This is a genomic window from uncultured Paracoccus sp., assembly GCF_947496875.1.
Classification (GTDB): Bacteria; Pseudomonadota; Alphaproteobacteria; order Rhodobacterales; family Rhodobacteraceae; genus Paracoccus.
Genome location: NZ_CANMEH010000028.1, coordinates 1 through 25,318, shown reverse-complemented (window position 1 = coordinate 25,318; position 25,318 = coordinate 1). Strand labels below are relative to the sequence as shown.

Here is a 25,318-nt window from a genome sequence, read left to right as displayed (position 1 = left end):
AGCATCACAACGAAAGCCGCCTGATCATGCCCTCAGGCCATCCGGGAAATTACACCAGCTTGACGGACGTGACCCGGGTCCAGCCTGATGGCCGCGACTCCCTTGCCCACCATGTCGTTGAGCCAGGTCATCCGCAGGACCTGATCGTTCAGCCACCCGAACACGCTCATGCCGCTCTCTCCTGGGCCGCAAGTTCCCGGTCCAGAGCGGCATCGACCAGCCGGGCCAGGGGCGGTGAAAGATCGGGGTTGAGCCGATAGCGCACCCATTGCGCGTCGCGCCGATCCACCACCAACCCGGCGTGCTTGAGAACCTGCATGTGACGCGACATCCGGCTCTGGGTCGCGCCCAGTTCGCGCATCAACTCGCAGACACAATGCTCCGACCCGTCGGCCAGGAGGCGCATCGCCTCAAGACGGGTGGGCTCGGCCAAGGCGGACAGCACAGCGAGAATCACGAGGTTACCTCTGCTTTTGCGCATCTGCGGATAAGGTGATTGTGAACACTTTGATCTGGATCAAAGAGACGGAGGCAGCCTTTCAGGCGGGAGGGCGCTTGGAGGAAACGCTTCGCCAGGACGGCGGAGCGTTATCCCCGCAAGGACGATCCCGCGCGCCGGGTGGCCCAGGCGCTGCAACCCTTTAGAGCGACTTGGGATAGTCGAGCGCTTGGCGGCGCTTCTGCTCGCTCAAGTCGCGATCCTCGTCGCTGGCTGCGAAGGCGGCGGGGGTGGCGCCAGTCACGACGTCCGTGCTGACGATCCCGGCCGCCTTCCCGGCGCCATGGGCCAGGGTCAAGAGCGAGACAAGGGGGTTGCCGTCGACGTCCACGGCGATCGATCCGTTGTTTGTCTTGACTCCCGTGGCATACGCCGTGGCCGCCGCGGCGGAGTCGGTCACGGGATCGCTGGCTGAGGACGTTCGGACAAGCGCCTGGAAGCCGCCTTCCCAAGCGGGCTTACTGTCCTTGTAGAGTTCATAGGCCTCCGCAGCCATGTCCCCAAAGCCGTCAGGCACCATGAAGATGACGCTTGTCGCAACCTCCCGGGCTCCGGCGTCGACCCCAGCGGGTGGGGCATTCCCAGGATCACTGTACGCGCTCAGCATCGCTCTACCCTCCCAAACTCTCGCAGAACCCACGGGCACAGGATACCATCCGGGGGCCGGTTAATGCATCAACCAACCATGCCTGATAACCGTTGGGCCGGCAGCCGCGGAGGTTGATCTCAGGATGACGCGGGGAAGCCATGCGGCGGCTGCTGAGCTACAGTTCCGATGGCTGAGCAACAGCTACAATGAGCTCTCCGACGCCATGATCAGCCAAATGCTCTCTGGAACAGCAGACAGGAGTATCACTATTGCCGAACTGGATAGAGACGCTGGACGAACTGCACAGCCATTACGGAACCCCTGGTGAGACCTCGCACGTCAAGGTTACCAGCTATCTGACCCCTGCCTATCGCAGCCATGTCCAACAAGCTCGATTCTGCGTGCTGACGACGGTGGGACCCGAAGGAACGGATGGAAGCCCGCGTGGCGACGAGGGGCCGGTCGTCGCGGTCCAGGACGAGCGGACGCTGTTGCTGCCGGACTGGAAAGGGAATGAGCGGATCGACTCGCTTCGCAACATCGTCCGGGATGGTCGGGTCAGCCTCATGTTTCTTGTGCCCGGATCGAACATCGCCATGCGGGTGAATGGCCGCGGCCGAGTGACCGCTGATCCGGACGTTCGCGGATTATTCGAGCGGCACGGCAAGCTGCCGCGTTCGGTTATCCGGATCGATATTCACGAGGTCTATTCGCAGTGCGCTCGTGCCTTGATCCGCTCGCAACTCTGGTCGGATGTCGCCAGCGCCGCAGATTTGCCGACCGTTGGCGACATGCTCGAGGAAATCACTTCAGGGACTTTCGACGGCGCAAGCTACGACGCGGAATGGCCGGAGCGTGCTGCACGGAGCATGTGGTGAGCCAGTGAGCTCAGACCAGCGACGGCAACGTCCGCAAAGCCGTCATTTCCCCGGCCCGAATGCATCAGCAGGCACGAGCCAGCCGATCCGGAGAAGTCGCGCTGCAGCCGCCCGCTTTGATCCAGCGGCGGCAATCTGCCAGCGCCTTGATTGCCTGGTGCGCGAATTGCATGCTGGCGCGGCACTGCGCGAACCGGTGCGAGATAATTTGCCAGGGGAGGCACGTTTCATGAGACATCTGCCGCTGACGAGCGCGATCGCCTTGATCGCCGCATCTGCCGCTTCGGCCGATACCGTAACGGTGGTCACATCGTTCCCACAGGACCTCACCGATCCGTTCAAGGCGGCCTTCGAGGAAGCGCATCCCGAACATGAGCTTGAGGTGGTGAACCGCAATACCAACGCGTCCGTTGCCTTTCTGCAGGAAACGCGCGACTCGAACACGACCGACCTGTTCTGGGCGTCCGCGCCGGACGCCTTCGAGGTCCTGAAGTCGGAAGGCTTGCTGGCGAAGGTGGACATCGCGTCCGAGGGGATCCCCGACGAGATCGGTTCCTACCCGATCAACGATCCCGACGGATTCTACTACGGCTTCGCGGCATCGGGCTACGGCATCATGTACAACACCCGCTACGTCGAGGCGAACGACCTGCCGATCCCCGCCGAATGGGACGATCTGATGGGTGCCGAATACAACGGCCATGTGGCGATGTCCGCGCCCTCGCGCTCCGGCACGACCCACCTGACCGTCGAGACACTGCTGCAGGGCGACGGCTGGGAAGACGGCTGGGCCAAATGGAAGTGGATCGCCGGCAACATGAACACGGTGACCGAGCGCAGCTTCGGCGTGCCGGATGCCGTCAACTCGGGCAGCGCCGGTTACGGCATCGTCATTGACTTCTTCGGTCTTTCGTCCAAGGCGTCGGACTTTCCGGTGGAGCTTGTCTACCCGAGCGTCACCGCGATCGTTCCGGCCAACATCGCGGTCATCGAGAACGCGCCCAACCCGGAAGCGGCCAAGACATTCGTCGAGTTTGTCCTGTCTCCGGAAGGCCAGCAGGTGCTGCTGAACCCGGCTATCATGCGCCTGCCGGTCAATCAGGCCGCCTACGAGAACGCGCCCGAAGGATTCCCACATCCGTTCGACGAGAACTTTGCGCCGGGCGCGATCGAGTTCGACGTGAACAAGTCGGGGACGCGCTACAACCTCGTCAATTCGCTGTTCGACGTGCTCATCACCTATCGTCTCGACGAGCTGCGCGAGGCGGTGGCGGCGGTCCAGCAGGCCGAAGCCGCCCATGCCGACAGTGGCAACGCCGAGGCGCAGGCGCTGATCGAAGAGGCGCGCGACCTGGTCGAGGCGCTGCCGATCACAGAGGAGGAGTCGCTCGACCCGGCCTTCGCGGAAGCGTTCCAGATCTCGCGCGCCGATCCCACGACCGAGGTCGTCGGTCGTCAGGCCGAGATCGAGCAGGAGTGGGATTCCTTCGCCGTCGAGAACTACCGGCGGGCGACTGAGCTGGCGAACGAAGCCGCCGCCATGTGATCCGAGTCCCCGCGCCGCGCCAGCGGAGCGGGGACTCTCCACGGGCACGATCCCCGATACGCAGAAGGACCTTCATGAGCGCCATCGGAACCGACGCTGGCAAGCGCAGCTTCACGCCGTTTCCCCGCCTGTCGGGGGCGGCCGTGGCCGGCATCCTCATTGCGATCATCCTGATGGCGTTCCTGATCCTGCCTGTTGCGCAGGTGATCTATGTCGCCTTCCTCGACGCGCGCACCGGAACGCTGACCCTGCAGAACTTCGAGGACTTCTTCCGCTCGACGCTGTTCCGGCAGAGCTTCTACAACTCGTTCTACGTCTCGGCGATGTCCGTGGTGGTGGCGACCGTCATCGCGCTGCCGCTGGCCTATATCACCACGCGCTTCAACTTCGCCGGCGCCGCGCTGATCCAGAGCCTGGGCTTCATCCCGCTGATCATGCCGCCCTTCGTCGGCGCCGTGGCGATGTCGCTGCTCTTCGGGAGGAACGGCAGCGTCAACCTGCTGCTCGACCAGTATCTCGGCTTCAAGATCCCCTTCATGGAGGGGTTGAACGGCGTGATCCTGGTCCAGTCGATCCACTACTTCCCGTTCATCCTGATCAACCTGTCTGCGGCACTGCGCAACATCGACCGCTCGATGGAGGAGTCGGCGCAGAACCTCGGCGCCTCGGGGCTGCGACTCTTCCGCCGGATCGTGTTCCCGCTGGCGATGCCGGGCTATCTGGCCGGCGCCGCGCTGGTCTTCATCAAGGTCTTCGACGACCTCGGCACGCCGCTGCTCCTGAACGTCAACACCATGCTCGCGCCGCAGGCTTACCTGCGCATCACCGGCGTCGGCATCAACGACCCGATGGGCTACGTGATCTCGTTCATCCTCGTGGCGTTCTCGGTGTTCTCGCTCTGGGCGTCGCTTCTGTTCATGCGCGGCAAGGACTACGCGACGACGCAGAAGGGCGGCGGCGGGCTGGCCAAGCGCGACCTCTCAACGCGCGAGAAAGTGCTGGCCTACGGCGTGATCCTGTTCATCCTGGCGCTGGTGCTGTCGCCGCATCTGGGGCTGACGCTGCTTGCGTTCGGCACGATCTGGTCGTTCAGCCCGCTTCCCGACGGGTTCACGCTGCAGCATTTCGAGACCGTCTTCACCCAGTCCACGCAGTACATCTACAACACGATCCTCTATGCCGGTACGGCGGCGCTCCTCGACGTCATCCTCGGCACGGCGATCGCCTACATCGTCATCCGCACCGGCCTGCCCGGCAGGCGCTGGCTCGACTACATGGCGACCGCGGCTCTGGCCGTGCCTGGGGTGGTTCTGGGGATCGGCTACCTGCGGATGTTCCACGGCATCCAGCTGCCCTTCGGGATGGGGCCGATGGCCAGCTGGTGGGGGATCATCATCGTTGCGCTGATGATCCGGCGACTGCCCTACGCCCTGCGCGCCTGCATGGCGGCGCTGCAGCAGATCTCCCTGTCGCTCGAGGAGGCGGCGGAGAGCCTCGGCGCCAAGCGGTCGAGCACGATCCGGCGGATCACCGTGCCGCTGATGACGGGCGGCATTCTCGCCGGGTTCGTCACCAGCTTCGCCACGGCCGCGGTGGAGCTCTCGGCGACGATCATGCTCGTCTCGCGGTCGAGCGAGGCGCCACTGGCCTACGGCATCTATCTGTACATGCAATCGGCGGCCGGGCGCGGCCCCGGCGCGGCGCTCGGAATCCTGGCCGTCATCATCGTCGGCGTGGGGACATACCTCTCGCAGCGCATCATCGAGCGCGATCGCCGCCGCAGGGCCGCCGCGCCGGGCGCCCAACAGTGACTCCTCGAGGAACGGACGACATGACACGACAGACCGCCGGCATCCGCATCGAGGACGTACACCTCTCGTTCGGCCCGACGAAGGTGCTCGAAGGGATCGACATGGAGATCCGGCCGGGCGAGTTCTTCGCCTTCCTCGGCCCGTCGGGTTCGGGCAAGTCGACGCTGCTGCGGGCAATCGCGGGGTTCGGCCCGCGTCCGCGGGGACGTATCCTGATCGGCGAGCGTGATGTCTTGGACCTGCCACCCTGGAAGCGCGACGTGGGCATGGTCTTCCAGTCCTATGCGCTCTGGCCGCACATGAACGTCCGGGCCAACGTCGCCTTCGGGCTCGAGGAGCGGCGGCTGCCGCGGCGCGAGATCGGCCCCAAGGTGCAGGCCGCGCTGGAGCTCGTGGGCCTTGCCGAACTGGCGGACCGGATGCCGTCGCAGCTCTCGGGCGGGCAGCAGCAGCGGGTGGCGCTTGCGCGGACCATCGCGGTCGAGCCGCGGGTGCTGCTGCTCGACGAGCCGCTCTCGAACCTCGACGCGGCGCTCAGGGTGCAGATGCGCCGCGAGCTTCTTGCCTTGCAGCGCAAGCTGCAGCTGACCACGATCTTCGTCACCCACGACCAGGAGGAGGCGAACACCACCTCGGACCGAATGGCCGTGCTCGACGGCGGCGTGATCCAGCAGATCGGGACGCCGCAGGAACTCTACGACCGTCCGGCCAACGGCTTCGTCGCCGGCTTCCTCGGCACCGCGAACATCCTCAAGGGGCGGATCGAGAACGGCGCCTTCAGGACAGCCAGTGGCCATCTGCTGCACATCGGGGCACCGGTGGCGGGGGCGCAGAGGATCGTCCTGCGGCCGCAGAATATCTCGCTGACGGATGCGGAGGAGGGCGCAGACATCATTCCGGGGACAGTCCGTCATCGCGAGTTCCTGGGCAGCCAGATCCGGTACCTGGTCGAGACGGCCGACGGCACCATCATCGTCGACACGCTGCACGCCACCGGCGGCACCCCACGCGAGCCTGGCTCGGCCGTCGGGCTGCGGGTCGACAGCACCAACGCGCCGCTGCTGGTCTGACCCATGGCCGAGTTCTGGTTCATCCGCCATTTCCGCACGCCCTGGAATGCCGCGGGGCGGCTGCAGGGGCGATGCGACGTGGCGCTCGACGAGCCGATCGGCGACGCGGACCGGCAGACGCTCGCCGCTGGGCGGGCGGCGCTGGCGGGCGTCGCGTTCGGCGCCGTCTGGTCCTCGCCGGCGCTCAGAGCTCGCCAGACGGCGGCGCTCTTCGGGTTCGATGCTCCGACTATCCTGCCGGAGATGGCCGAGCTCGATTTCGGCGGGTTCGAGGGGCAGCTCTGGTCGGATCTCGAGGCCGCTCATCCCGGCCGCTGGCGCGCCGCACCGCAGGACCTGCCGCTGGGGGAACCGTTCTCCGCCTTCGTCGAGCGGGTCGCCGCCGTGCTGGCGCGCGCTGCCACCATCCGGGGCGGGCCGGTTCTCGCTTTCGGGCATGGGGCATGGTCCGGCTGCCTGCGCTGCCTGCACGAAGGTCACGACCCGGCTACGATGGCCGCACGCGGCATCGGCAACGGCGAAATATTGCGCCTGGTCCCGCAGCCCGGCTTGGCGTCCCGTGCCCCTGATCCGAGGACGACATGACGGCGAACCTGATCTCCGACGCCGGCGGCAGCTCCTCGACAGAGCCGCCGACCTGCACACGGCGGCCACGCTGATACTGCGCCACGAAGGCGAGGAGCCGCTTGATGTGCCGGACCATCTGCAGCTCCATCGGCAAGGGCGTCCCGGTCGTCGTTACGCGGATCAGGCGCCACGTTCGCTTGGTATGCCTGAGGCGGCCTTTGACAGGGTGGCCGGGGCGCTTGCTTCCGACCGCGCGCGCGCCCTGATGCTGGATCTGGCAGAGTGGATCGCAGGAGGCGACTGGTTGTCAGACCCCGGGACAGAGGCAGTGCGCCACATGCCCGCACAGGATTTCGCTGGCGAAGCCTTGGGACGGTTGCGGCGCAAGGTGAAAAAAGGCGGTCGGAATCTGACCCACTTGGAAGATGAGACGCGGCACGAATTGCGCAGGGACGCCAAGAAACTGCGCTATGCGACCGATTTCTTCTCCGGGTTGTTCAAGGACGACCGACCAAGAAGGCTTCAGCGATTCGCCGCTCTATTGGGTGACCTGCAGGATCAACTGGGAGCGTTGAACGATCTGTCCGCTGCACCGATGGTATTGCAGCGCCTTGGCGTTGCTGATCACCCCGAAAGCGGATTCCTGACCCCTCCCGGATCGAAAAAGGCGCTGTTGATGGCTGCCGAGCAGGCCTCTCGAAAGCTGCTTCATGCGAAGAAGTTCTGGACCTGAAGAGTCAAAAATGCACGAGATGGAATTCTTCATCCACTCGGGCGTTGGCGATGCTTGACCGCGGATCGAAGTCATGATCGCGGATCATCGCGAGCACGAGGCCAAACCCATTCCACGTTGTCCCTGATCTGGATTGGGGCAGAGTGCTGGCTTGGCTTTACGGCGCCGCGCGGCAGCAGCTTGAACGGCGATTTCCGAAGCAGTATTTCGATGCAGGCGCCGTCGAAGCTGACCATCGGCCAGGAGCCTGAGCATGCGCCTTGTTCCATTTGCCCTGGTGTTCGCTGCGTGGACCAGCCCACTCGCGGCACAGGACTCGCCGGTGACTGCGGTGATCTCTACATTCGAGCCCGAATGGATCGCCCTTCAGGCGGACCTCGAGAATGCTGAGGAAACTGTCCTCAATGGCAACAGGTTCATCTCGGGGACGCTCGAAGGGCAGCACGTGGTGCTCTTCCTCTCAGGCATCTCGATGGTGAATGCCGCGATGACGACACAGCTTGCGCTCGACCATTTCGACATCGACCGGATCGTCTTCTCCGAAATTGCCGGCGGCGTCGACCCCACGCTCCATATCGGCGACGTGGTCGTCCCCGAGCAGTGGGGGCAATATCTCGAAGGCGTCTTTGCGCGCGAGACGGACGGGGAGTTTGCGCTGCCGCCGTGGATGAGCTCGGAGTTCCCGAACTACGGGATGATGTTTACTCGCGCGGTCACCGTCCTGAGCAGCCGCTCCGCCGAGCCCGAGACGAAGTTCTGGTTCGAGGTCGACCCGGCCCTGCTTGAAACGGCGCGGGAGGTTGCGAAGGCGGTAGACCTCGTCGCGTGCAACCCGGAGAACGCGTGCTTGTCGAAAGCGCCGGAGGTTGTTGTCGGCGGCAACGGCGTGTCCGGTATGACCTTCGTCGACAATGCCCCCTTCCGTGAATTCGTCTTCGACACATTTGAGGCTCGCGTCCTCGACATGGAGAGCGCCGCGGTGGCGCACGTCGCCTACGCAAACGAGGTTCCCTTCATCGCCTTCCGCTCGCTTTCGGACCGTGCAGGCGGCGGCGAGGGCGAGAACGAGATGGTGACCTTCCTGAGCCTCGCGTCGAAGAACTCGGCTGAGGTGGTGAAGTCGTTCCTCGCTGCGCTTCCCTGATCTGTCTTCGATGGAAGTCGTCACCGGGCCCATCGGCACCTCTCTCGCTACTTCGCTTTGCTCGACCACGAACTTCCTGCCACGCCGGAGGTGCGGCTCCCGGCCGTTCAGCCGCGGTACGATCACCGCAACCCCGTACCGCCTGCCCCGGTCTGCGGCGCGGTACGGCTGATCCCGCACTGCCAACTGCCTCTTTCCACGTGGCGCCTCAGGCGCGCGCCCCGACCAGGCGGCCGTCCTCGGGCCTGGATCGACGGCTCCGAGCTTCTGCAAGGAGTTGGCGAGTTCGTCCGGCGACGACCCCGACGAGGCTCCGGCCGGTGGGAGAGCCCGACCCCTGACGGGCGGCCTCGCCGATCGAACACCGTCCCGGACAGAGCGCTCCATCCGAACCCCCCGACTGTCAACGAGTGTCTGTCTTTCTGTCTTTCCGGACGACGGTCGCAGCCACATTTCGCCAGGGTGCCTGCCGAGAGCGCCGGACACGACCGCACGCTGCCTCCGAACGCGTCAAAGCCATACCAGTGAGGTCGCCACGCACGGCCTCGTCGCGCGCGAGATCGGGCCGCGGCAGGCGCCCGACCGGATAGCAGACCACCGGAGGGAACAGGTGTCCTGGGGCAGTTTCCCCATGACCAGTCGGGGTTCATCCCCGCGCACGCGGGGAACAGCGCCGCGCGCAGGGCAGCGGGGCGATGTCCCACGGTTCATCCCCGCGCACGCGGGGAACAGGTCGACCCGGCAACCGGCGCGCCCTCCTCGGCTGGTCCATCCCCGCACACGCAGGTAATCGCGGTTAGCAGGAGATCGGCTCGCGAGCGCTCGGGTGGCCTTAGAAGATCGCGCGTTGGGGTGGCCGCGACGTTGTGGGTCGTCGGCACCTTCATCCTCTTCGAGGTCGTCCGGAAGTTCATGTCGGAGCAGGCACCGGGCTTCGGGTGGCTCGGTTGAGCCGACGGCCTGGATGCTCTTCGCTGAGAAATGGGACCAGTTGACGGGGTCGAAAGGAGACTTGGGTTGAATTGACTGATGATGACCCGACCGGGATGGCGGGTGAGGGGCGGGAAATCAGGAGCAGGGCAGGCGTTTCTTCAGGACAGACTCTGCGGTGTCGCGGCGCCGGTCGACCGCGGCGGGGCCTCGACCTTGTTCAGCAGAGAAGCGGCGTCAACTCGCCAATACTTTAGGGGTGCTATCTGGAAGACGCGCAAGCCCAAGGAACTGCCGTCCTCCGATCGGATTGACCAGCCAGAGACCATGCGTGCTGACCTCCAAGGACACCACACCCCCGACGGCATAGCTCTGGAAGTAGTCTCGCAGCGTGTCCACCATGTCGGTGGTGAACTCTGCGACGGCTTCCACTCGGACGTTACCCCCGACCATGCGGACCCCAATCTGAAGTTGCCGCGGAACTCGATTCAACCTTTAGTATGACGGAAATTTGGCCGTCTTGGAAGTTTCGATCCCGGTTGCGCGGGAACCCGCGCAACGTTCGCACTGAAAACGGGATTGGCTTGGCAGGCGGGGGATGTGCAAACGCGCCCGGGTCAGCCAAAGCTCCATAGTTACCCGTGCGCGGCCAAGCGTGAGAAAGTTACAGAACCAATCGTCGCGGAGCGCGGACGCGCTGATGCGGCAGGTCAGCTACTTCCCCGACTTCGGATGACAGGATGTCCAGGAGCCCGGTTTCCGCCCGTTCAGGGTCGACGACCTCTCGGGTACTGCGTGGTGAGGTCCGGCTACGTCCTTGCTCAGGCTTTGGACATCGCCATGTCGAAATAGCTGTTCATCATGCGCGTCAGTGCTGCGCGCGGGTCGCCCGGGTTTCCCCAGAGGCGCGTATGGTCCATATCCTGCAGCACGACGATGCCGAGCGTCAGCGTCCGCATGGTCAGCATCACTTCAGCGATGTCGATGTCGGCCCTGATCATCCCGGTATCGCGGGCCCGCTCCATCATCGCCCGGGCAAGATCATAGATCGCAGTGGAAAACCGGCTCACCTCGTGTTCCGACACGGTCGCCATCGCCGGTGGGGTGACCAGCAGGCGCCCGCCGACCGGATTGTCGAAGAACCATTCGACATAAGCGTGGCTCAATTCGCGAAGCTGGGCGACAACGTCATCCTGTGGCGCGGCGGACGCACGGCGGACCAGGTGGTCCGTCAGAAGTACCATCTGCTGTTCGATGACGGCTGCACTCAGGGCATAAGCATCGGCAAACCAGGCTTGCGCCTCTTCAAGCGGGACCTCGGCGTCCTCTGCCGCGCGCGCGAGATCAGGCTGCGGCGCCGCCGCGGCCATCTGCTCGGCTGCGGACTGCAGCACACGATCGTATGGACGCATGTCCGGAGCCGTTTCCATGCAGTCTCGAGCCTCTCGCTTCGGTGTTTCCGTCAAGCCCGCCACTCCGCGCGCGTGGACCGGGGAAGACACGTTACAAACACCACAATGCATTTGCCCGCAAAAGTTGAAAGTGTTGTAAAAACGGCATTTGGCTCATCCCACGCCGGTCGGAGCTCTGATGGGGCCGAGGCAGGCGCGGTGCCGGCTCAGGGCGCGAAACCTTTCAGGGATTGGAGCACGACGCGTTGAATTGCTCAGCGACGGACTTCAAATCCAAGGGCGCTACGCAACTGAGAAGAGATTTGGTCCCCTGCACAGGATCACGGGCCCGGCCATTGCCACTGTCGCGTGCGCCATTCCTCGCCGCTGATAGGCGGCTGAGAGGTGTCAGTCGCACTCATGAGATGACCTTGTTTCAGGCCCGCCTTGGCGGGGCTGGGGGAGAGTTGCATGAGGTCAGTGGCGGTGCATCCTGCGCATGGTGCCGCGCGGACGTTCGGCAAGAACTCCAAGAATCACGAGCGTTCACCAGGCGGTCGTGTAACTCGGCCCGCCACTTCGGAGCCGTGCCTCGTGCGGGAGCGCTCGGCTGCCAGCCGGGCCGATGCGCCGTCTGACCAGGCGCGAGATGCTGTCGATCGCGGCGGTCAGCAGCCCGGCGGCGACCAGCAGGACCATCGCCCGGTCGAGGCGCAGCTCGGCGACTGCGCTGTCGATGAAAAAGCCGAGTGTGGCGATGCCCAGCAATCCCATCACGGCCGTTTCGCGGACGATGATCTCCCAGCGGTAAAGACACAGTGCCAGAAACGGGCCGAACAGCCGCGGCGCGAGCTCGTAGCCCCAGAGCGTGGCTCCGCGCGGCGCGTCGGCGCGCAGTTGGCCGGTCATGGCCCCGGCCTGGCGGCCGACCAGATGGGCGATGATGGCGCCGTTGTGCAGCGCAAGCGCAAGCACCGCCGGCAGCATCGAGGGGCCGAGGATCTGCAGGAACAGATAGGCCAGCATGTATTCCGGGAATGACCGCAGAATGACCAGGACCAGGTGACCTGCCGCTGCCCCGACGCGGCCTGCGACCCGCGCCACGATCACCCCGAAGGAGAGGAAGGCGAGCATCCCGGTCAGGGCCAGCGCGATCTGGGCGCAGATGAGGGTGGCGGCGATCCCCGGCAGCATCTCGGTCGTGAGAAGCCGCCCCAGCCAGTCCGCGAAGCCGGCCCAGTCGCCGGTCCGCAGCGGCGCGGGCACGATGTCGGTGGTCAGGAAGCGCCAGATCGCGCCCCCACCCATCGGCGGGCTTTTCAGCGTCGCGAGCGACACCACGGCCGCCAGCACCCAGAGGGGCGCCAGCCGCCACCGCATCCACAGCCGGATGGAGGCGATCAGCGCGACATAGATCACCATGACCGCCGAGGCCGCCCCGTAGTCCCCCTGTCGAAAGAAGCTGTCGAGCTGGAAGCCCAGTGTCGGCAGGCCGATGAAGCCCAAAACCGCGCTGGAGCGCAGCGCACATTCCAGCCGGTAGAGCGTGTAGCTGCTCATCGCCTGCCGCGCGAGCGGCGCCCGCGCGTAAAGGAACCGCGACAGCGCATCCGTCCCCGGGGCGAGCATGCGCGAGGGGCGCTGGTCGATCTCGTCGAGCTGTTCGGCGAAGACCTTGGCGAAGATGCCGGCATAGGGAAGGGCGATGGCCAGCACCCCCGTGCCGGCGCCGATCCCCAGCACCTGCATGAGCATCAGCGCCCAGAACAGCTCGTGGACCGAGCGGAGCGCGATGCAGAGCGCCCGGACGCCGCGATGGTCGTAGAAGGGGGCAAGGATCAGCCCGCCGATACCTCCGGCCGCGACGCCGGCGATGGCGAACATGAGGGTCAGCCAGAGCGTCCGTCCGATGTTCTCGACCGCGGCGAAATCCGGGGCGAGAAACCCCATCGCCATCCGCCGCAGCGCGTCCCACGGATCGTGCCCGGCCAGGCTGAGATCGGCAAACGGCAGGGCGGCCGCGGCGAGGATCAGAAACAGCGCCGCGACCTGCCCGCGGGTGATCCGGTCAGCTTGCATAAAGCGCCTCGATCCGCCCGCGGGACAGTTCGGCCGGGGGCGCGTCGAAGATGACCGCGCCGCCTTTCAGCCCGATCACCCGGGTGGCAAAGGACAGCGCCAGCGTCACGTCGTGAAGGGCCAGCACTGCCGAAGGAAAGCGCGCCGCGATCTGCGCCAGCAGCACCGCCGCCTGGCGCTCGTCCACGGCCGAGACCGGCTCGTCCCCGATCAACACCTCGCCCCCGCGGAAGAAGGCGCGGGCCAGCGCGGTGCGCTGCTTCTGCCCGCCCGAGAGCCCCTCGACCGGGCGCTCGGCCTCGGGCTCCAGCCCTACATCCCCCAGGATCGGCAGGATCAACCCGCGATCCGCCTGCCGGACCCGGACCAGATTGGTCAGGTTGTAGAACGCGCCATGGTCATCGAGCCGCCCCATCAGCGTGTTCTTCACCACCGACAACTGAGGCACCAGTGCATGGTCCTGTGGCACCAGTGCGACCCGCGTGCGCGCCGCGACCAGCCGATCGTGGATGGTGCCGAGCAGCGTCGTCTTGCCTGCCCCCGAGCGGCCGAGCAGCACGACCCGCTCGCCGGGGGCCAGCGCAAAGCTGATCCCCGACAGGACTACCGTCGCGCCGTATCCGAGCGACTCCCGGTCGATGAGCGGCAGGGTCATTCGAGCAGGTCGAGGGCCCGGGCCGTGGCCTCGATCGGTGCGTAATCCTCGTTCGTCGCGGGAATGAACTTCTCGCGCGGAAAGCTCGCCAGGAGGTCGGGGTCGCTCATCCCCAGCAGCGCCGCCTGAACGCGGTCGGCGAAGCCGTCACCGAAGCGTTCGTCCACGTCGCCGCGGATCGTCCAGTTGTAGTCGGGGTAGGGCGGTGTGCGCCAGATCACCGTCGTCGTCCGGATCTCGGGCGCGCCGTCCGCCACCGCCTTGTCGTAGACCGCGTAGTTCAGAGCCCCGACCTGCCACGCGCCCGACGCGACCAGCCTCAGCGTCTGCGAGTGGTCGCCCGAGAAACCGACCCGGCCGAAGAACTGCTCGGGAGCCTCGCCGGTCTTCTCGCGGATCCAGTGCTCCGGCATCAGCCGGCCCGAGGTTGACGTCTTGGCGCCGAAGGTGAAGCTCAGGCCCTTGGCCTCGATCGGGAATTCCGCGCCCTCGCCGAGGCCGGTCTCGCTGTTGGCGATGAAGTAGGTCACGAAGGCGGTATCCTCGGCGCCCTGCGCGATCGCCCGCGCCTCCGGCACCAGCAGGCGCGCCTGCACCCCGGAAAGCCCGCCGAACCATGCCAGCTGCACCTGGTCGTTGCGAAACGCGGTCACGGCGGCAGCGTAGCTTTTTACCGGCGTGAACGCGACATCGACGCCCAGTTCGGCCTCGAGATAGTCGGCGACTTTGGAGAAGCGCTCGACCAGCGCGGTCTGGTCCTCGTCCGGAATGGCCGAGAAGTAGAGGGTCTGGGCCTGCGCGGCCGCGGCGCCAAGCCCGAGCGCGCAGGAAAGAATGACAGAGCGAAGCACACCCATGCTGTCCTCACGATTGAAGTGAATGATCGCAGGCGACGAGTGTTCCCGGGACCTCGGGGGCCCACAGACCGCGCATTGCCGGCACTGGCCGGAAGCGGTTCCCGCATGGCAGGGTGTGAGCGCGCACGGCGCATCGGCTCGTCGAAGGAGCAGGATCGCCGAAACCGCGGCCGCTGTCGAGACCAGCGGTGGGCGTTCTGCCGTTCCGTCACGCGGCGGAAAAGTCCGAGACTGCTGCACGTCAGCCCCGCATCGGCGAAGTGCTGATGGGCTCGGCCGGGCGTGATGGGGGTGTAATCCAGCCTCGGCGGTCCGCGCGAGTGAACCTTCAACCTTCGTGCGTCACCGACCCCGAGCCTTGCATGCGGCGTCTCCCTCCATGGAAAGCCGAGAACCGGTATGGATGGGGAACGGGACGCCGAACCATCGTCATCCGGGACTTGATGAGCCGGGTGGCAGAAATGCTGGGCGGGGCAGCTGCGCGAGGGGCGATCTGAAATTCCCGGAATTCAAAGAGCTGCAATTCGACACTTGGCTCGCTTGGGGGTCAACTCTGACGCATTCTGAGTTGCAGAACATGAAGACTCGCAACGGTCGTCGAATAATGAAGTGCGTCGCATCGGTGAATCGACGCGCCGCAGTTGTTTCTGGGGTCCTTCATCTGCTTCGTCGCAGCATTCAGCAAATAGGTGGCAGGCGTGTCATGTGACCGGCTTCACTCTCATGACCTTCACTCTCATGAGCTTCCTGCCCGTGATCCGCCGTATCTGGAATGCCGGCGACCAGTCGGCTGACGCCTCTTCCAGGCAGAAGCGCTGCCAGACCAACTGGTCCGCATCGCCCCTCGTGTGCATCAGGCCTCGGTGCGTTTCGCGTCAATGCTGACCGGGCCTGGGCCGGCAGCCGCGAGATACAGGAAGACGAAGCTGAACAGGATCGCGGCCACGCCGCCGTTCTGGGCCGGATAGAAGCCCTGCGGCGCATGGGCGATGAAGTAGGCGAAGGCCATCAGTCCCGACAGCACGAAGGCCGAGACGCGGGTCCATAGCCCGATCAGGAGGAGGAATCCCAGGGTCAGTTCCAGCACGCCCGCGATCCAGGGCAGCGAACCTGCGGGCGGAACCGCGTCCGCGGCCGGGAAGCCCAGGATCTTCTGGGTGCCGTAGCTGAAGAGGACAAGGCCGGTGACGGCCCGCAGCAGGCTGAGGAGATGAGGCTGGTAAGGTTGGAGCATGGTCATGGGGTCATCCTTCATGATCGGCGCGCGTCGTGCGCAGTCTTCGATGTTGGTAAGGTTGGTGCGTGTCAGTCCCGGCGCAGGTAAGCCGTGAGCTGGTTCAGTTCCGACTGCGTGATCTCGTGGCCGCCGTCTTGCAGCGCGACCTCGAGGCGCGTGCCCTGCGTCCTGAGCCAGTCGATCAGCGCCTCGGTCTGCGGTAGCGGGCAGATCGGGTCGTGGCGGCCGGCGGTCAGCAGCACCTGCTTGCCCTCGAGGCCCGGCTGGTCCGCGGGCGTCCAGGGGATCAGCGGGTGCATCAGGGCCACGCGGTCGAAGAGATCGGGCGCCCCGAACAGGACCGCGGCGAGGATGTTCGCGCCGTTCGAATAGCCCAGTGCGAAGACGGGGCGGCCGGGATTGGCCGCGACGTGGGCGCGCAGGAACGCGGTCATTTGCTGGGTGCGCGCCCCGAGGTCCTCCATGTCGTAGAGGCCCTCGGCCCGGCGGCGGAAGAAGCGGTTGGCGCCGTGTTCGAGGACATCGCCGCGCGGGGCGACGATGCCGGCCTCGGGCAGGATCTGCCCGATCAGCCCGGTGAACTGGTGCTCGTCCCCGCCGGTGCCGTGGAAGGCGAAGACCAGCGGCGCGTTGGTTACGCCGGGCCTGGCGAGATGATAATAGAGATCGATCGACATCGCGGCTCAGTCCCGGATCGCGGGCAGCAGCTGTTCAAGCTGTGCGCGCAGATGGGCGTGCTGCTGGGGCAGCTTCAGCACCTGACCCAGATGCGCGGTGTCCTCGTCGCGATCGAAGCCGGGCTCGTGGGTTGCGATCTCGAACAGCACGCCTCCGGGGGTGCGGAAGTAGATCGCCCAGAAATAGTCGCGGTCGATCACCGGGGTCACGTTGTAGCCCGTGTCCATCAGCGCCTCGCGGACCCGCAGCTGCGCCGCGCGATCCTCGACGGCGAAGGCGACGTGGTGAACGGATCCCGCGCCTTGGCGGGCCGGCTCGGCCACCGAAAGGGTTTCCACATCGATGTAGTCGGCGCCGTTGCCGGCAATGGCAAACCGCGTGGTGGCGCCCTGCGTGTCGGCAGCCTCGTAGCCCATGAACCGCAGCAGTTCGGCCGTGGCGCCAGCATCGCGCAGCCGCAGGTTCACGCCGCGGAAGCCATGCACGCCCGCGTCGGCGGGAACCGTGCCGCGATCCCAAGGGGCACGGGGGTCGTCCTCGACCTCGACCAGCGCGAAGCCGTCGCCATCGGGTCCCTGGAACCGCAGGCGCTTCTCGCCGAACCGCTCGTCTTCCTGGACGCCCGCCACGCGCTCGGCCGCGAACCGGTCCTTCCAGTAGTCCAGGGAGACCCGCGGCACCGCAAACAGGGTCTCGGAGACCTCGCCGGTGCCGGGACGGCCGCGCCGGATGTGGGGGAAGGGGAAATAGGTCATGACAGTGCCGGCCGAGCCGGTCTCGTCCCCGTAATAGAGGTGATACACCTCGGGTGCGTCGAAGTTCACGGTCTTCTTGACCCGCCGCAGGCCGAGCGTCCGGGTAAAGAAGTCGTTGTTCTGCTGGGCATCCGCCGCCATCGAGGTGACGTGATGCAGGCCCTTGATCTCCGTCAGCATGGCTGCCTCGTCGCTGCATTGTTCCGTTGCAGGCAAGATAGAGGCGAAGCAGAACGGGCAGAATGCTCAATCAATGGAATTGATTGTTGCGCTGGTCGCAATTATCGAAAGCAGCCCAGGGTTCCAACGTGTGGTGTGGCAGATCAGAGCGCGCCCTTTCTCCTGACATCATGCGCCTGACGGGTGCGGGGCATATGAGGAACTTTCGAGGGATGAATGACGTTTGGTCATTCGCTCATTGTCGGCTGAACAGCAGGACATCCTGGGGAGGATCCTATGCGCGTATCGACCATACTGACGAGCGTTCCACTGACTCTCGTGCTCATGACACCGCTGCACGCGCAGGAGGTCCTGACGGGCGAGGCCGCCTTCGGCACCGCGGAGGACAACCGTCCCGGCCTCCGGCGCCACATCACAGCCACTGACCTGCCGGCGCCCAGCCATGCCGAGAACGACCCCGAGGCGCCGGACTTCGAGAATGCACCCACGCTGGTGGACCGGCCCGAAGGAACGCTGCCGCAGGTGCCGGAGGGCTTCTCGGTCGAGGTTCTCGCCACCGGCCTGTCCCAGCCCCGCGTCATCCGTATTGCCCCCAACGGCGACATCTTCGTGGCCGAAAGCGAGGCGGGCCGCGTCTCGGTCTTTCCGGCCGATGCTCAGGCTCCGGCCACGCCCGAGGTCTTCGCGGAGGAGCTGGACCGCCCCTTCGGCATTCTGTTCCACCCGCCGGAAAACCCTGAATACATCTATGTTGCGGCGGCCAATCAGGTCGTCCGCTATCCTTACGCCGAAGGCGACCGGACAGCCTCGGGCGAGGCCGAGGTCATCGTCCCCGATATTCCGACGGAGCGACACTGGACACGCGACCTCGCCTCGACCCCGGACGGCTCGAAAATCTTCGTCTCGATCGGCTCGGCCTCGAACGTGGCGGGCGCGATGCCTGACGAGCCGCCCGAGGAGATCGCGGCGTGGGAGGCGAGCCATGGCACCGGCGCGGCGTGGGGCGACGAAGAGAATCGCGCCGTCGTCCGGGTCATGAACCCCGACGGGAGCGAGTTGAGGAACTTCGCAACCGGACTGCGGAATTGCTCGGGCATGGCGGTGCAGCCCGACAGCGGCACGCTGTGGTGCACGGGCAACGAACGCGACCACATCGGCCCGAACCTCGCGCCCGACTACATCACCTCGGTGCAGGACGGCGGCTTCTACGGCTGGCCCTGGTATTACGCGGGCGACAACGAGGACCCGGCCCACGCGGGCGAGCGACCGGGCCTGGCGGAGAAGGCCATTGTGCCCGAAGTGCTGCTGCAGGCCCATTCCTCCACCATGCAGCTCGTCTTCTACGCCGACGATGCCTTCCCCGACGAATATCACGGCATCTTCGCGACCATGCGCGGATCATGGAACCGCGAGGTCCGCACCGGCTACAAGGTCGTCCGTGCGCTGATGGAGAACGGCAAGCCCACCGGCGTCTACGAGGATTTCATGACCGGCTTCACCGTGAACGAGGCTGAGGTCTGGGGCAGGCCCACGGGGATCGCGGTCCTGCCTGACGGAAACCTGCTGGTCAGCGACGACGCGAACGGCACGATCTTCCGGGTGACACACGAAGGTGGACAGTAAACGGTCTGAAACTCGCCTCTGTTCAAGCGCGCGGGGTCAAGCCCGGCATGGCCACCCGCGAGCAGTCCAGCCGTTCGACCTCGGCGCCCGTGTCACGCCGAACCCCCGGCCCGAAGCGCACCCGCAGGGCATGCTGGGACAGGGCGAACTCGTGTTGAAATGACGACATCGGGCTTGTCCTCTGCTTGCTTACAAGGGCTGGGTTTCCGTGACGTAGGTCTCGAAGAAGTCGGAGAAGGTCGCGACCTTCAAGGGCAGCCGCTCGTAGGGCGGATAATAGAGCGTCAGCCAGATCTCGGGCGCGGTCCAGTCGGGCAGGATTTCGGCCAGACGCCCGTCGGCAAGGTCGTCCGCGACGATGAAGCGGGGCAGCAGGGCAATGCCCTCGCCGTTCACAGCCAGCCGCGCCAGCACGTCGCCATTGTTGGCGCTGAACCGACCCGTCGCGCGGTGGCTGCGGCGCGAGGCGCCCTTCGACAGGTCCCACACCTCGTCGCGGGCGTCCGACCGGTAGGCGAGGCAGATGTGCGCCGCCAGGTCCCCCGGGTCTTCGGGCACGCCACGCGCGGTCAGGTAGTCAGGCGCGGCGACCAGCACCCGGGGCACCGGGCTGATCTTGCGCCAGATCGTGGACTTGTCCTCTGGCGGCCCCGAGATGCGGATGGCGAGGTCGTAATCCTCCTCGACGATGTCCACGAAGCTGTCCGACAGGCTGAGCGCAACATGCGTCTGGGGGTAAAGGGTCGCGAACTGTGACAGCACTGCGGGCAGCACCTGCACCCCAAGCGACACCGGCGCGCTGACCCGGATCAGCCCCGAGGTGATGCCCTGCGCCTCGCGCGTCTCCTGCGCGGCCTCGGCCAGCCCCTCCGCCAGTGGCGCGACGCGTGCAGCATAGACCGCCCCGGCCGAGGTCAGCGAGACCTGCCGCGTGGTGCGCACCAGCAACTGCACCCCGAGCCGATCCTCCAGCGCGGCGATGGTCCGGGTCACCGAGGGGGGCGTCAGCCCGAGCTGCCGGGCGGCCCCGGCAAAGCTCTGCTGATCGACCACAGCCAGAAAGACCCGGATGGATTCGAGTTCGCCCATGCAGATATTGTTACGCACCGCGCAACAGTGAATGCAAGAGTGCGCCTGTTCCTGTGAAGTGCGGCGGCGCCTATGTCTGTTTCAACACGCAACACCACCAAAGCAGAGCACCAGACATGACCAACATCCTTCGCGTCGAGTCCTCCATCAAGGGCGATGCCGCCGTCTCGCGCCGGCTGACCGACCGCATTATTGCCCGCCTTGTCGCGGCCAACCCGGACGCTGTCGTCGCCACGCGCGACCTCGCGGCCGGGATCCGGCCCGTCGATGGCCAATGGCTCGGTGCGGTCTACACACCAACCGAGGCGCGGACCGAGAGCCAGCAGGCGACGGCGGCCTATGCCGACGCGCTGCTCGACGAGGTGAAGGCGGCCGACGTCCTTGTCATCGCGCTCCCCGTCTACAACTTCGGCCTGCCCGCGCAACTCAAGGCCTGGATCGACCAGCTTGCCCGCAAGGGGGAGACGTTCCGCTACACCGAAGCCGGCCCGGTCGGCCTGCTGACCGGCAAGCGCGCGATCGTCGCCTACACATCCGACGGCACAAAGATCGGCTCGGACATCGACTTCGCTTCGGGATACCTGCGCCACATGCTCGGCTTCTTCGGCATCACCGATGTCGAGTTCGTCGCGGCCGACGCGATGGCCTTCGGGGCCGAGGACGCCATCGCACGCGGCGAGGCCGCAGTCGACGCGCTCGCCGCCTGACGGTTCTGGAAAACGCCGTTACCGGCACCGCGGCCATGCCTCCAATCGGCGGGCGCGAGGACTGCACCACCAAGGACATGAAGGCCGCCATTCGCCTCATGGCCGCCCGGGTGCTGTCGGCCGAGTGAAGCGCCTGTTATTGTGACCGCGACCGGTTATCGTTCATCAAACCCGTCGCGGCTGCGGAGCAAACCGATGAGCCTGACATGGCCGGACATTCCCTACGAGCCGTGGCGCGAGACCTGCTCGGCACTGCACCTCTATACGCAGATCGTCGGCAAGTACCGACTGGCTCGGACGCCTTGGGTCAATCATTCCTGGCACGCGACGCTCTATGTGAACGCTCGCGGCTTCACCACCGGTGCCGTGCCCGATGGTCCCGGCAGCGTGGAGATTGTCCTTGACCTGCTGGACCATGCGGTGATCGGCGCGGCCAGCGATGGCCGATCCGCGCGGTTCGATCTCGCCCCGATGTCCGTCGCCGCCTTTCACATGCGTTTCGTCGACCTACTGCGCTCGCTTGGCGCCACGGCCGAGTTCCACGGCATCCCGAACGAAGTTCCCGACCCGATCCCGTTCGCCGAGGATCAAGTTGAGCGGCCCTATGATGCGGAAGCGGTGACCCGTTTCTTCCGCGCCTGCGTTTGCGTTGATCGGGTGCTGACCCGCTTTCGCACCTCGTTCGTCGGCAAGGTCAGCCCCGTCCATCTGTTCTGGGGCAGCTTCGACATGGCCGTGACACGGTTTTCGGGGCGATTGGCTCCACTGCATCCCGGCGGAGTACCAGGACTGCCCGATGACGTCACCCGCGAGGCCTACAGTCACGAGGTCTCGTCCGCCGGCTTCTGGCCGGGCGGCGGCGGGGTCGATTTCCCTGCCTTCTACTCCTACGCCTATCCGACGCCGCCGGGCTTCGGCGAGGCCGCCGTGGCGCCCGACGCAGCGTATTTCGACACGACGCTCGGCGAGTTCGTGCTGCCCTACGATGCGGTGCGGCGCGCGCCCGATCCCGACGCCACCCTCATGGCCTTTCTCGAGAGCACCTATCGGGCGGCCGCCGATCGCGGCGGCTGGAACCGCCCGCGTCTCGAGTGCCCCGCCGGCGTTCCCCGCCGGCCGCGACCGATGTGAACGCGCCCGGCCAACTCCAGAGAGACCAGCATGACGACATCAAACCCCCAGGACCTGCAGATCGAGCGCCAGGAAGGCGAAACCAAGGGACGCTACGTCGTCCGGCTGGACGGCGCGCACGCCGAGATGACCTGGTCGCGCGCCGGCGAAACGATGATCATCATCGACCATACCGAAGTGCCCGACGCGATGCGCGGCCGCTCGGTGGGGCAGGCGCTTGTCCGCCGCGCCGTCGAGGATGCGCGCGCCGAAGGTCGTTCCATCCTCCCGCTCTGCCCGTTCGCGAAGGCGCAGTTCTCGCGCCACCCCGAATGGCAGGACGTGCTGAAACGCTGAACAGGAGACAAATGATGAGCTGGAGCCCGTGCCCCGATCCCACTCTCGGCGTACCCACCACGATCGATGCGATCGAAGTGCTGATTATCCCCCGCGCGGTCGACCTCGGCGAGATGGAGGTGCGCCGCGCGCTGCCATCGACCAAGCGGCAGATGGTGGGTCCGTTCATCTTCTTCGACCAGATGGGTCCTGCGGAGTTCCTGACCGACCAGGGGATAGACGTGCGTCCGCATCCGCATATCAACCTGGCGACCGTCACCTATCTCTTCGAAGGGCAGATCCGGCACCGCGACAGCCTTGGGACCGACCTCGCCATCGAGCCGGGGGCGGTGAACTGGATGAAGGCGGCGCGCGGCATCGTTCATTCGGAACGAACAAACGAGGAGCGTCGGCGGACCGGCCAGCGCCTCTTCGGCATCCAGACTTGGGTGGCGCTGCCAGAGGCGCAGGAGGAAAGCGACCCGGGATTTGTCCATCACGGTGCAGAGGCCCTGCCGGTGATCGAAGAGGGAGGCATGACGGCGCGGCTCATCGCCGGGCAGGCCTTCGGAGCTCGGTCGCCGCTCGCGACGGCCTCAGAGACGCTTTGCGCCGATGTCCAGCTCGCTCTCGGCGCCAGCTTCGTCGTCGAACCCTCCGCCACCGAGCGCGCGCTTTACACCATCTCGGGCGAGATCGAGGTGGCGGGGCAGAGCTTCGCGCCCGCCCAACTTCTGGTGCTGCGGCCGGGGGACCAGATCATCGTCCGCGCCGCGACCGCCGCGCGAGTCATGCTGTTCGGCGGCGAGCCGATGGAGGGGCCGCGCTGGATCTGCTGGAACTTCGTCTCGTCGCGCAAGGAGCGGATCGAGCAGGCGCAGGAGGAATGGCGACGCGGGCGCTTCGACACGGTGCCAGGCGATGAGGCCGAATTCATCCCGCTTCCCGAGACGAATACCAAACCACGGCGGGCAATCGGCGGCGTGATCTACCCGTAGGGGCAGCGGCGGCGCTCGGGCAGGACCAGCACTCGCATCCGCAAGCTCCTTGGACAGGACGCAGGAGGCGGCACGCCTGACAGCCCGCGCAACAGCAAGGATCCATTATGACGACCATTCTGGGGCAGTTCGGCAGCCTCGGAAAGGCGTCGTGCAACACAGCGCTCCCGCGCTCAGCGGTCGAACACGCGGGAGTGAGTACCACGCTTGATCCGAGCGGGATTGACGGCGTGCCGCTCTAAAACGGGGACGATGAAGCGGCTTGGTCCCGAAAAACTGGGCGCGTCCGCAGGTCGTGCTTCTCTACTTCGCGGACAAAACCGTCGTGTCCACGGAAGGGTTACGTCAACATCACCACTTTGCCGATTCCATCCGGGGCCGCCGCAGGAAGTCCTTGGGCGAGGCCCTCGCTCTGCATGAAAATGACCGCCTCGGCCCCGCTCGAGCACGGGCTGGCGCAGGTTCTCGGTCAGCACGGTGCAGATCGGGATCGCCCCTGCCGTGCGGGCAATCTGGATTGCAGCCAGCCCTACGGTGCTGTTCGCGGCGGTGATCAGCACCGCTGCCCTTAACGGAGGCGGCAAACCTCGATCAGCGCACCAATGGGTGTTCCGCAGGACATCCACAGCGCGGCTGCGTGGATATCATCCAGCCCGTCGGGGGCAGGGCAGAACCCTCGCGGCCGGGACATTGACCCAGTCTGCACAGGCTCGCATGACCAAAGCGATGTCAGCAGCGTGATCACTCTGCAGCAGATCCAACGCCGACAGGAAAGCGAGGCGGCGGCCCGACACTGGCATGAGGCCGAAGGAATCCGGGCAGCACGCGGCTACCGGCACACAAATCGTATCAACTGGTCGGGGGAGCGCAGTTCTCGGATACATCGCCGCCGCCGTCGACGTCACAAATCACGCGTGACTACCCAATTCGGAATGGCTCGTAAGCTTCGATGCGCTCCGAAGCGCTCATGCCCTTCACATCGCGGCCGATCGCATCAATCAACCAGCCCGGAACACGACCCCGGCCCGACCAGGTCAGTTCAGCCTGTTCCGGATGTCGATACTTCGGAGTCGCGCTTTTCCGGCGGTATCAGCGCCCGATCAGGATCCTCCACGAACCTGAACGGAAGGCATCATGTGCTGAACAAGGCGCAACCGATCGTCAACTTGTTCGCAGGTCTGAACCGCTGAACCGCCGAATGGCGGCAGTGTTGTATTTTCTGTGCCGCAACGTCAGAGAGGTAGAAAGGCAATACAAAGGTAACGAAGCGAGATCCCGGAGAGACTCGATGCAGGGCGTGCCCGAGAATTTCGGAGAAGCCACTATGAGTCTACCGAGGTTTGGTGAAAAGCAATGACCAGCACGCCCAATTCCAGTTGGTTGTCGAAAGGTGCAGCAAGCGGCCGAGTTCTTCAGTAGTATATCAGGTGCACGCGCCGCAGGTGCTGCAGGTACTTGCCTGCACCCTGTGGGATTCGGCGGCGTGCTACGCAACTCCGCCCTCGCGGCAGGCATTGTTACAAGGCGGCGCGGAGGTTCTTGGGGGCTGGAATCTTTACCTTAAGCTGCATCCCGTCCTCCGAGTTAACGAAGACCAGATCCGCGCGGGCAGGCGAAAGGCGATCACGAACTGTCCCGGGCACGAGCGGTGAGATCGAAAAGCAGATCTCCTCGGATCAACTGGTGACAAGGCGGGGACGGGTGAGACCGAGGAACACGGCGACCGCCAGCGTCAGCAGGCCCACAGCGCCGAAGGCAGTCGCAAAGCTTCCGGTCGCCCCGATGATCGCCGCTATCGCGGGCGGGCCCACCACCACGCCGAAGAAGGTGAAGAACAGCGTCCCGCCGGTCATCAT

General features: G+C 65.8%; 25 protein-coding genes and 1 pseudogene. 12 read left to right on the top strand and 14 right to left on the bottom strand.

The genetic code is table 11. The features are described from left to right. Nucleotides 1-32 precede the first annotated feature (32 nt). From Q0938_RS17525 to Q0938_RS17515, 3 genes are all read right to left on the bottom strand, one after another. Nucleotides 33-170 (bottom strand): hypothetical protein, encoded by a 138-nt coding sequence (locus Q0938_RS17525; protein ID WP_299365121.1) that lies wholly within the window; start codon nucleotides 168-170, stop codon nucleotides 33-35. Continuing rightward, nucleotides 167-457 carry a metalloregulator ArsR/SmtB family transcription factor gene (locus tag Q0938_RS17520; RefSeq protein WP_299365119.1) on the bottom strand — a complete coding sequence of 97 codons (291 nt, stop codon included), beginning with the start codon at nucleotides 455-457 and terminating at the stop codon, nucleotides 167-169. The genes Q0938_RS17525 and Q0938_RS17520 overlap by 4 nt, the downstream gene beginning before the upstream one ends. A gap of 184 nt (nucleotides 458-641) precedes the next feature. After that, nucleotides 642-1,019 (bottom strand): alkaline phosphatase, encoded by a 378-nt coding sequence (locus Q0938_RS17515; protein ID WP_299365123.1) that lies wholly within the window; start codon nucleotides 1,017-1,019, stop codon nucleotides 642-644. A gap of 338 nt (nucleotides 1,020-1,357) precedes the next feature. On the opposite strand from Q0938_RS17515, the gene Q0938_RS17510 reads away from it, so the two are divergent. From Q0938_RS17510 to Q0938_RS17480, 7 genes are all read left to right on the top strand, one after another. After that, nucleotides 1,358-1,966, top strand: a complete 609-nt coding sequence (locus Q0938_RS17510; protein ID WP_299365117.1) for a pyridoxamine 5'-phosphate oxidase family protein — start codon at nucleotides 1,358-1,360, stop codon at nucleotides 1,964-1,966. Beyond that, entirely contained in the window at nucleotides 1,944-3,512 is a 1,569-nt protein-coding gene (locus Q0938_RS17505) for an extracellular solute-binding protein (protein WP_299365115.1), read from the top strand. The genes Q0938_RS17510 and Q0938_RS17505 overlap by 23 nt, the downstream gene beginning before the upstream one ends. Before the next feature lie 74 nt (nucleotides 3,513-3,586). Continuing rightward, the gene (locus Q0938_RS17500) at nucleotides 3,587-5,323 is read left to right on the top strand and encodes an iron ABC transporter permease (protein ID WP_299365113.1); all 1,737 of its coding nucleotides are present in this window, start codon (nucleotides 3,587-3,589) and stop codon (nucleotides 5,321-5,323) included. A gap of 20 nt (nucleotides 5,324-5,343) precedes the next feature. Next, on the top strand, nucleotides 5,344-6,393 hold the full coding sequence (locus Q0938_RS17495; RefSeq protein WP_299365111.1) for an ABC transporter ATP-binding protein: 1,050 nt from the start codon (nucleotides 5,344-5,346) through the stop codon (nucleotides 6,391-6,393). A gap of 3 nt (nucleotides 6,394-6,396) precedes the next feature. Further along, entirely contained in the window at nucleotides 6,397-6,978 is a 582-nt protein-coding gene (locus Q0938_RS17490) for a histidine phosphatase family protein (protein WP_299365109.1), read from the top strand. Continuing rightward, on the top strand, nucleotides 6,953-7,693 hold the full coding sequence (locus tag Q0938_RS17485; protein ID WP_299365107.1) for a CHAD domain-containing protein: 741 nt from the start codon (nucleotides 6,953-6,955) through the stop codon (nucleotides 7,691-7,693). The genes Q0938_RS17490 and Q0938_RS17485 overlap by 26 nt, the downstream gene beginning before the upstream one ends. Nucleotides 7,694-7,946: 253 nt before the next feature. Beyond that, nucleotides 7,947-8,837, top strand: a complete 891-nt coding sequence (locus Q0938_RS17480; RefSeq protein ID WP_299365105.1) for a 5'-methylthioadenosine/S-adenosylhomocysteine nucleosidase — start codon at nucleotides 7,947-7,949, stop codon at nucleotides 8,835-8,837. Between the two features lie 1,751 nt (nucleotides 8,838-10,588). On the opposite strand, the gene Q0938_RS17475 is transcribed toward Q0938_RS17480, so the two are convergent. From Q0938_RS17475 to Q0938_RS17445, 7 genes are all read right to left on the bottom strand, one after another. Further along, nucleotides 10,589-11,179: a WHG domain-containing protein gene (locus Q0938_RS17475; RefSeq protein WP_299365103.1), complete on the bottom strand. Its 591-nt coding sequence runs from the start codon at nucleotides 11,177-11,179 to the stop codon at nucleotides 10,589-10,591. Between the two features lie 525 nt (nucleotides 11,180-11,704). Then, nucleotides 11,705-13,237, bottom strand: coding sequence for an ABC transporter permease (locus tag Q0938_RS17470; RefSeq protein WP_299365099.1), 1,533 nt, complete (start codon nucleotides 13,235-13,237; stop codon nucleotides 11,705-11,707). Beyond that, nucleotides 13,227-13,892, bottom strand: coding sequence for an ATP-binding cassette domain-containing protein (locus Q0938_RS17465; protein WP_299365095.1), 666 nt, complete (start codon nucleotides 13,890-13,892; stop codon nucleotides 13,227-13,229). The genes Q0938_RS17470 and Q0938_RS17465 overlap by 11 nt, the downstream gene beginning before the upstream one ends. Further along, complete coding sequence (locus Q0938_RS17460; RefSeq protein WP_299365093.1) at nucleotides 13,889-14,749, bottom strand: putative selenate ABC transporter substrate-binding protein; 861 nt, start codon at nucleotides 14,747-14,749, stop codon at nucleotides 13,889-13,891. The genes Q0938_RS17465 and Q0938_RS17460 overlap by 4 nt, the downstream gene beginning before the upstream one ends. 853 nt (nucleotides 14,750-15,602) lie before the next feature. Beyond that, nucleotides 15,603-15,989: a DoxX family protein gene (locus Q0938_RS17455; protein WP_299365091.1), complete on the bottom strand. Its 387-nt coding sequence runs from the start codon at nucleotides 15,987-15,989 to the stop codon at nucleotides 15,603-15,605. Between the two features lie 65 nt (nucleotides 15,990-16,054). Then, the gene (locus Q0938_RS17450; RefSeq protein ID WP_299365089.1) at nucleotides 16,055-16,663 is read right to left on the bottom strand and encodes an alpha/beta hydrolase; all 609 of its coding nucleotides are present in this window, start codon (nucleotides 16,661-16,663) and stop codon (nucleotides 16,055-16,057) included. Between the two features lie 6 nt (nucleotides 16,664-16,669). Beyond that, nucleotides 16,670-17,599: a VOC family protein gene (locus Q0938_RS17445; protein ID WP_299365087.1), complete on the bottom strand. Its 930-nt coding sequence runs from the start codon at nucleotides 17,597-17,599 to the stop codon at nucleotides 16,670-16,672. Nucleotides 17,600-17,923: 324 nt separating this feature from the next. Here Q0938_RS17445 and Q0938_RS17440 point away from each other — a divergent pair, with 324 nt between their 5' ends. Continuing rightward, nucleotides 17,924-19,222, top strand: coding sequence for a PQQ-dependent sugar dehydrogenase (locus tag Q0938_RS17440; RefSeq protein WP_299365085.1), 1,299 nt, complete (start codon nucleotides 17,924-17,926; stop codon nucleotides 19,220-19,222). A gap of 22 nt (nucleotides 19,223-19,244) precedes the next feature. On the opposite strand, the gene Q0938_RS17435 is transcribed toward Q0938_RS17440, so the two are convergent. Then, nucleotides 19,245-19,391 (bottom strand): hypothetical protein, encoded by a 147-nt coding sequence (locus tag Q0938_RS17435; RefSeq protein WP_299365083.1) that lies wholly within the window; start codon nucleotides 19,389-19,391, stop codon nucleotides 19,245-19,247. A 20-nt stretch (nucleotides 19,392-19,411) separates the two neighbouring features. Then, nucleotides 19,412-20,311, bottom strand: coding sequence for a LysR family transcriptional regulator (locus Q0938_RS17430; protein WP_299365081.1), 900 nt, complete (start codon nucleotides 20,309-20,311; stop codon nucleotides 19,412-19,414). Between the two features lie 116 nt (nucleotides 20,312-20,427). On the opposite strand from Q0938_RS17430, the gene Q0938_RS17425 reads away from it, so the two are divergent. From Q0938_RS17425 to Q0938_RS17410, 4 genes are all read left to right on the top strand, one after another. Then, nucleotides 20,428-21,018 (top strand): NAD(P)H-dependent oxidoreductase, encoded by a 591-nt coding sequence (locus Q0938_RS17425; protein WP_299365079.1) that lies wholly within the window; start codon nucleotides 20,428-20,430, stop codon nucleotides 21,016-21,018. Between the two features lie 195 nt (nucleotides 21,019-21,213). Then, entirely contained in the window at nucleotides 21,214-22,149 is a 936-nt protein-coding gene (locus Q0938_RS17420) for a DUF5996 family protein (RefSeq protein ID WP_299365077.1), read from the top strand. Between the two features lie 30 nt (nucleotides 22,150-22,179). Beyond that, nucleotides 22,180-22,485 (top strand): GNAT family N-acetyltransferase, encoded by a 306-nt coding sequence (locus tag Q0938_RS17415; RefSeq protein ID WP_299365075.1) that lies wholly within the window; start codon nucleotides 22,180-22,182, stop codon nucleotides 22,483-22,485. Between the two features lie 14 nt (nucleotides 22,486-22,499). Next, nucleotides 22,500-23,462 carry a pirin family protein gene (locus Q0938_RS17410; RefSeq protein ID WP_299365073.1) on the top strand — a complete coding sequence of 321 codons (963 nt, stop codon included), beginning with the start codon at nucleotides 22,500-22,502 and terminating at the stop codon, nucleotides 23,460-23,462. 918 nt (nucleotides 23,463-24,380) lie between these two features. Here Q0938_RS17410 and Q0938_RS17405 read toward each other — a convergent pair. Next, a pseudogene (locus Q0938_RS17405) lies at nucleotides 24,381-24,530 on the bottom strand (H-NS histone family protein); the annotation flags it as partial. A 608-nt stretch (nucleotides 24,531-25,138) separates the two neighbouring features. Continuing rightward, nucleotides 25,139-25,318 (bottom strand): hypothetical protein (locus tag Q0938_RS17400; protein WP_299365071.1); only part of this gene is annotated, 180 nt, incomplete at its 5' end.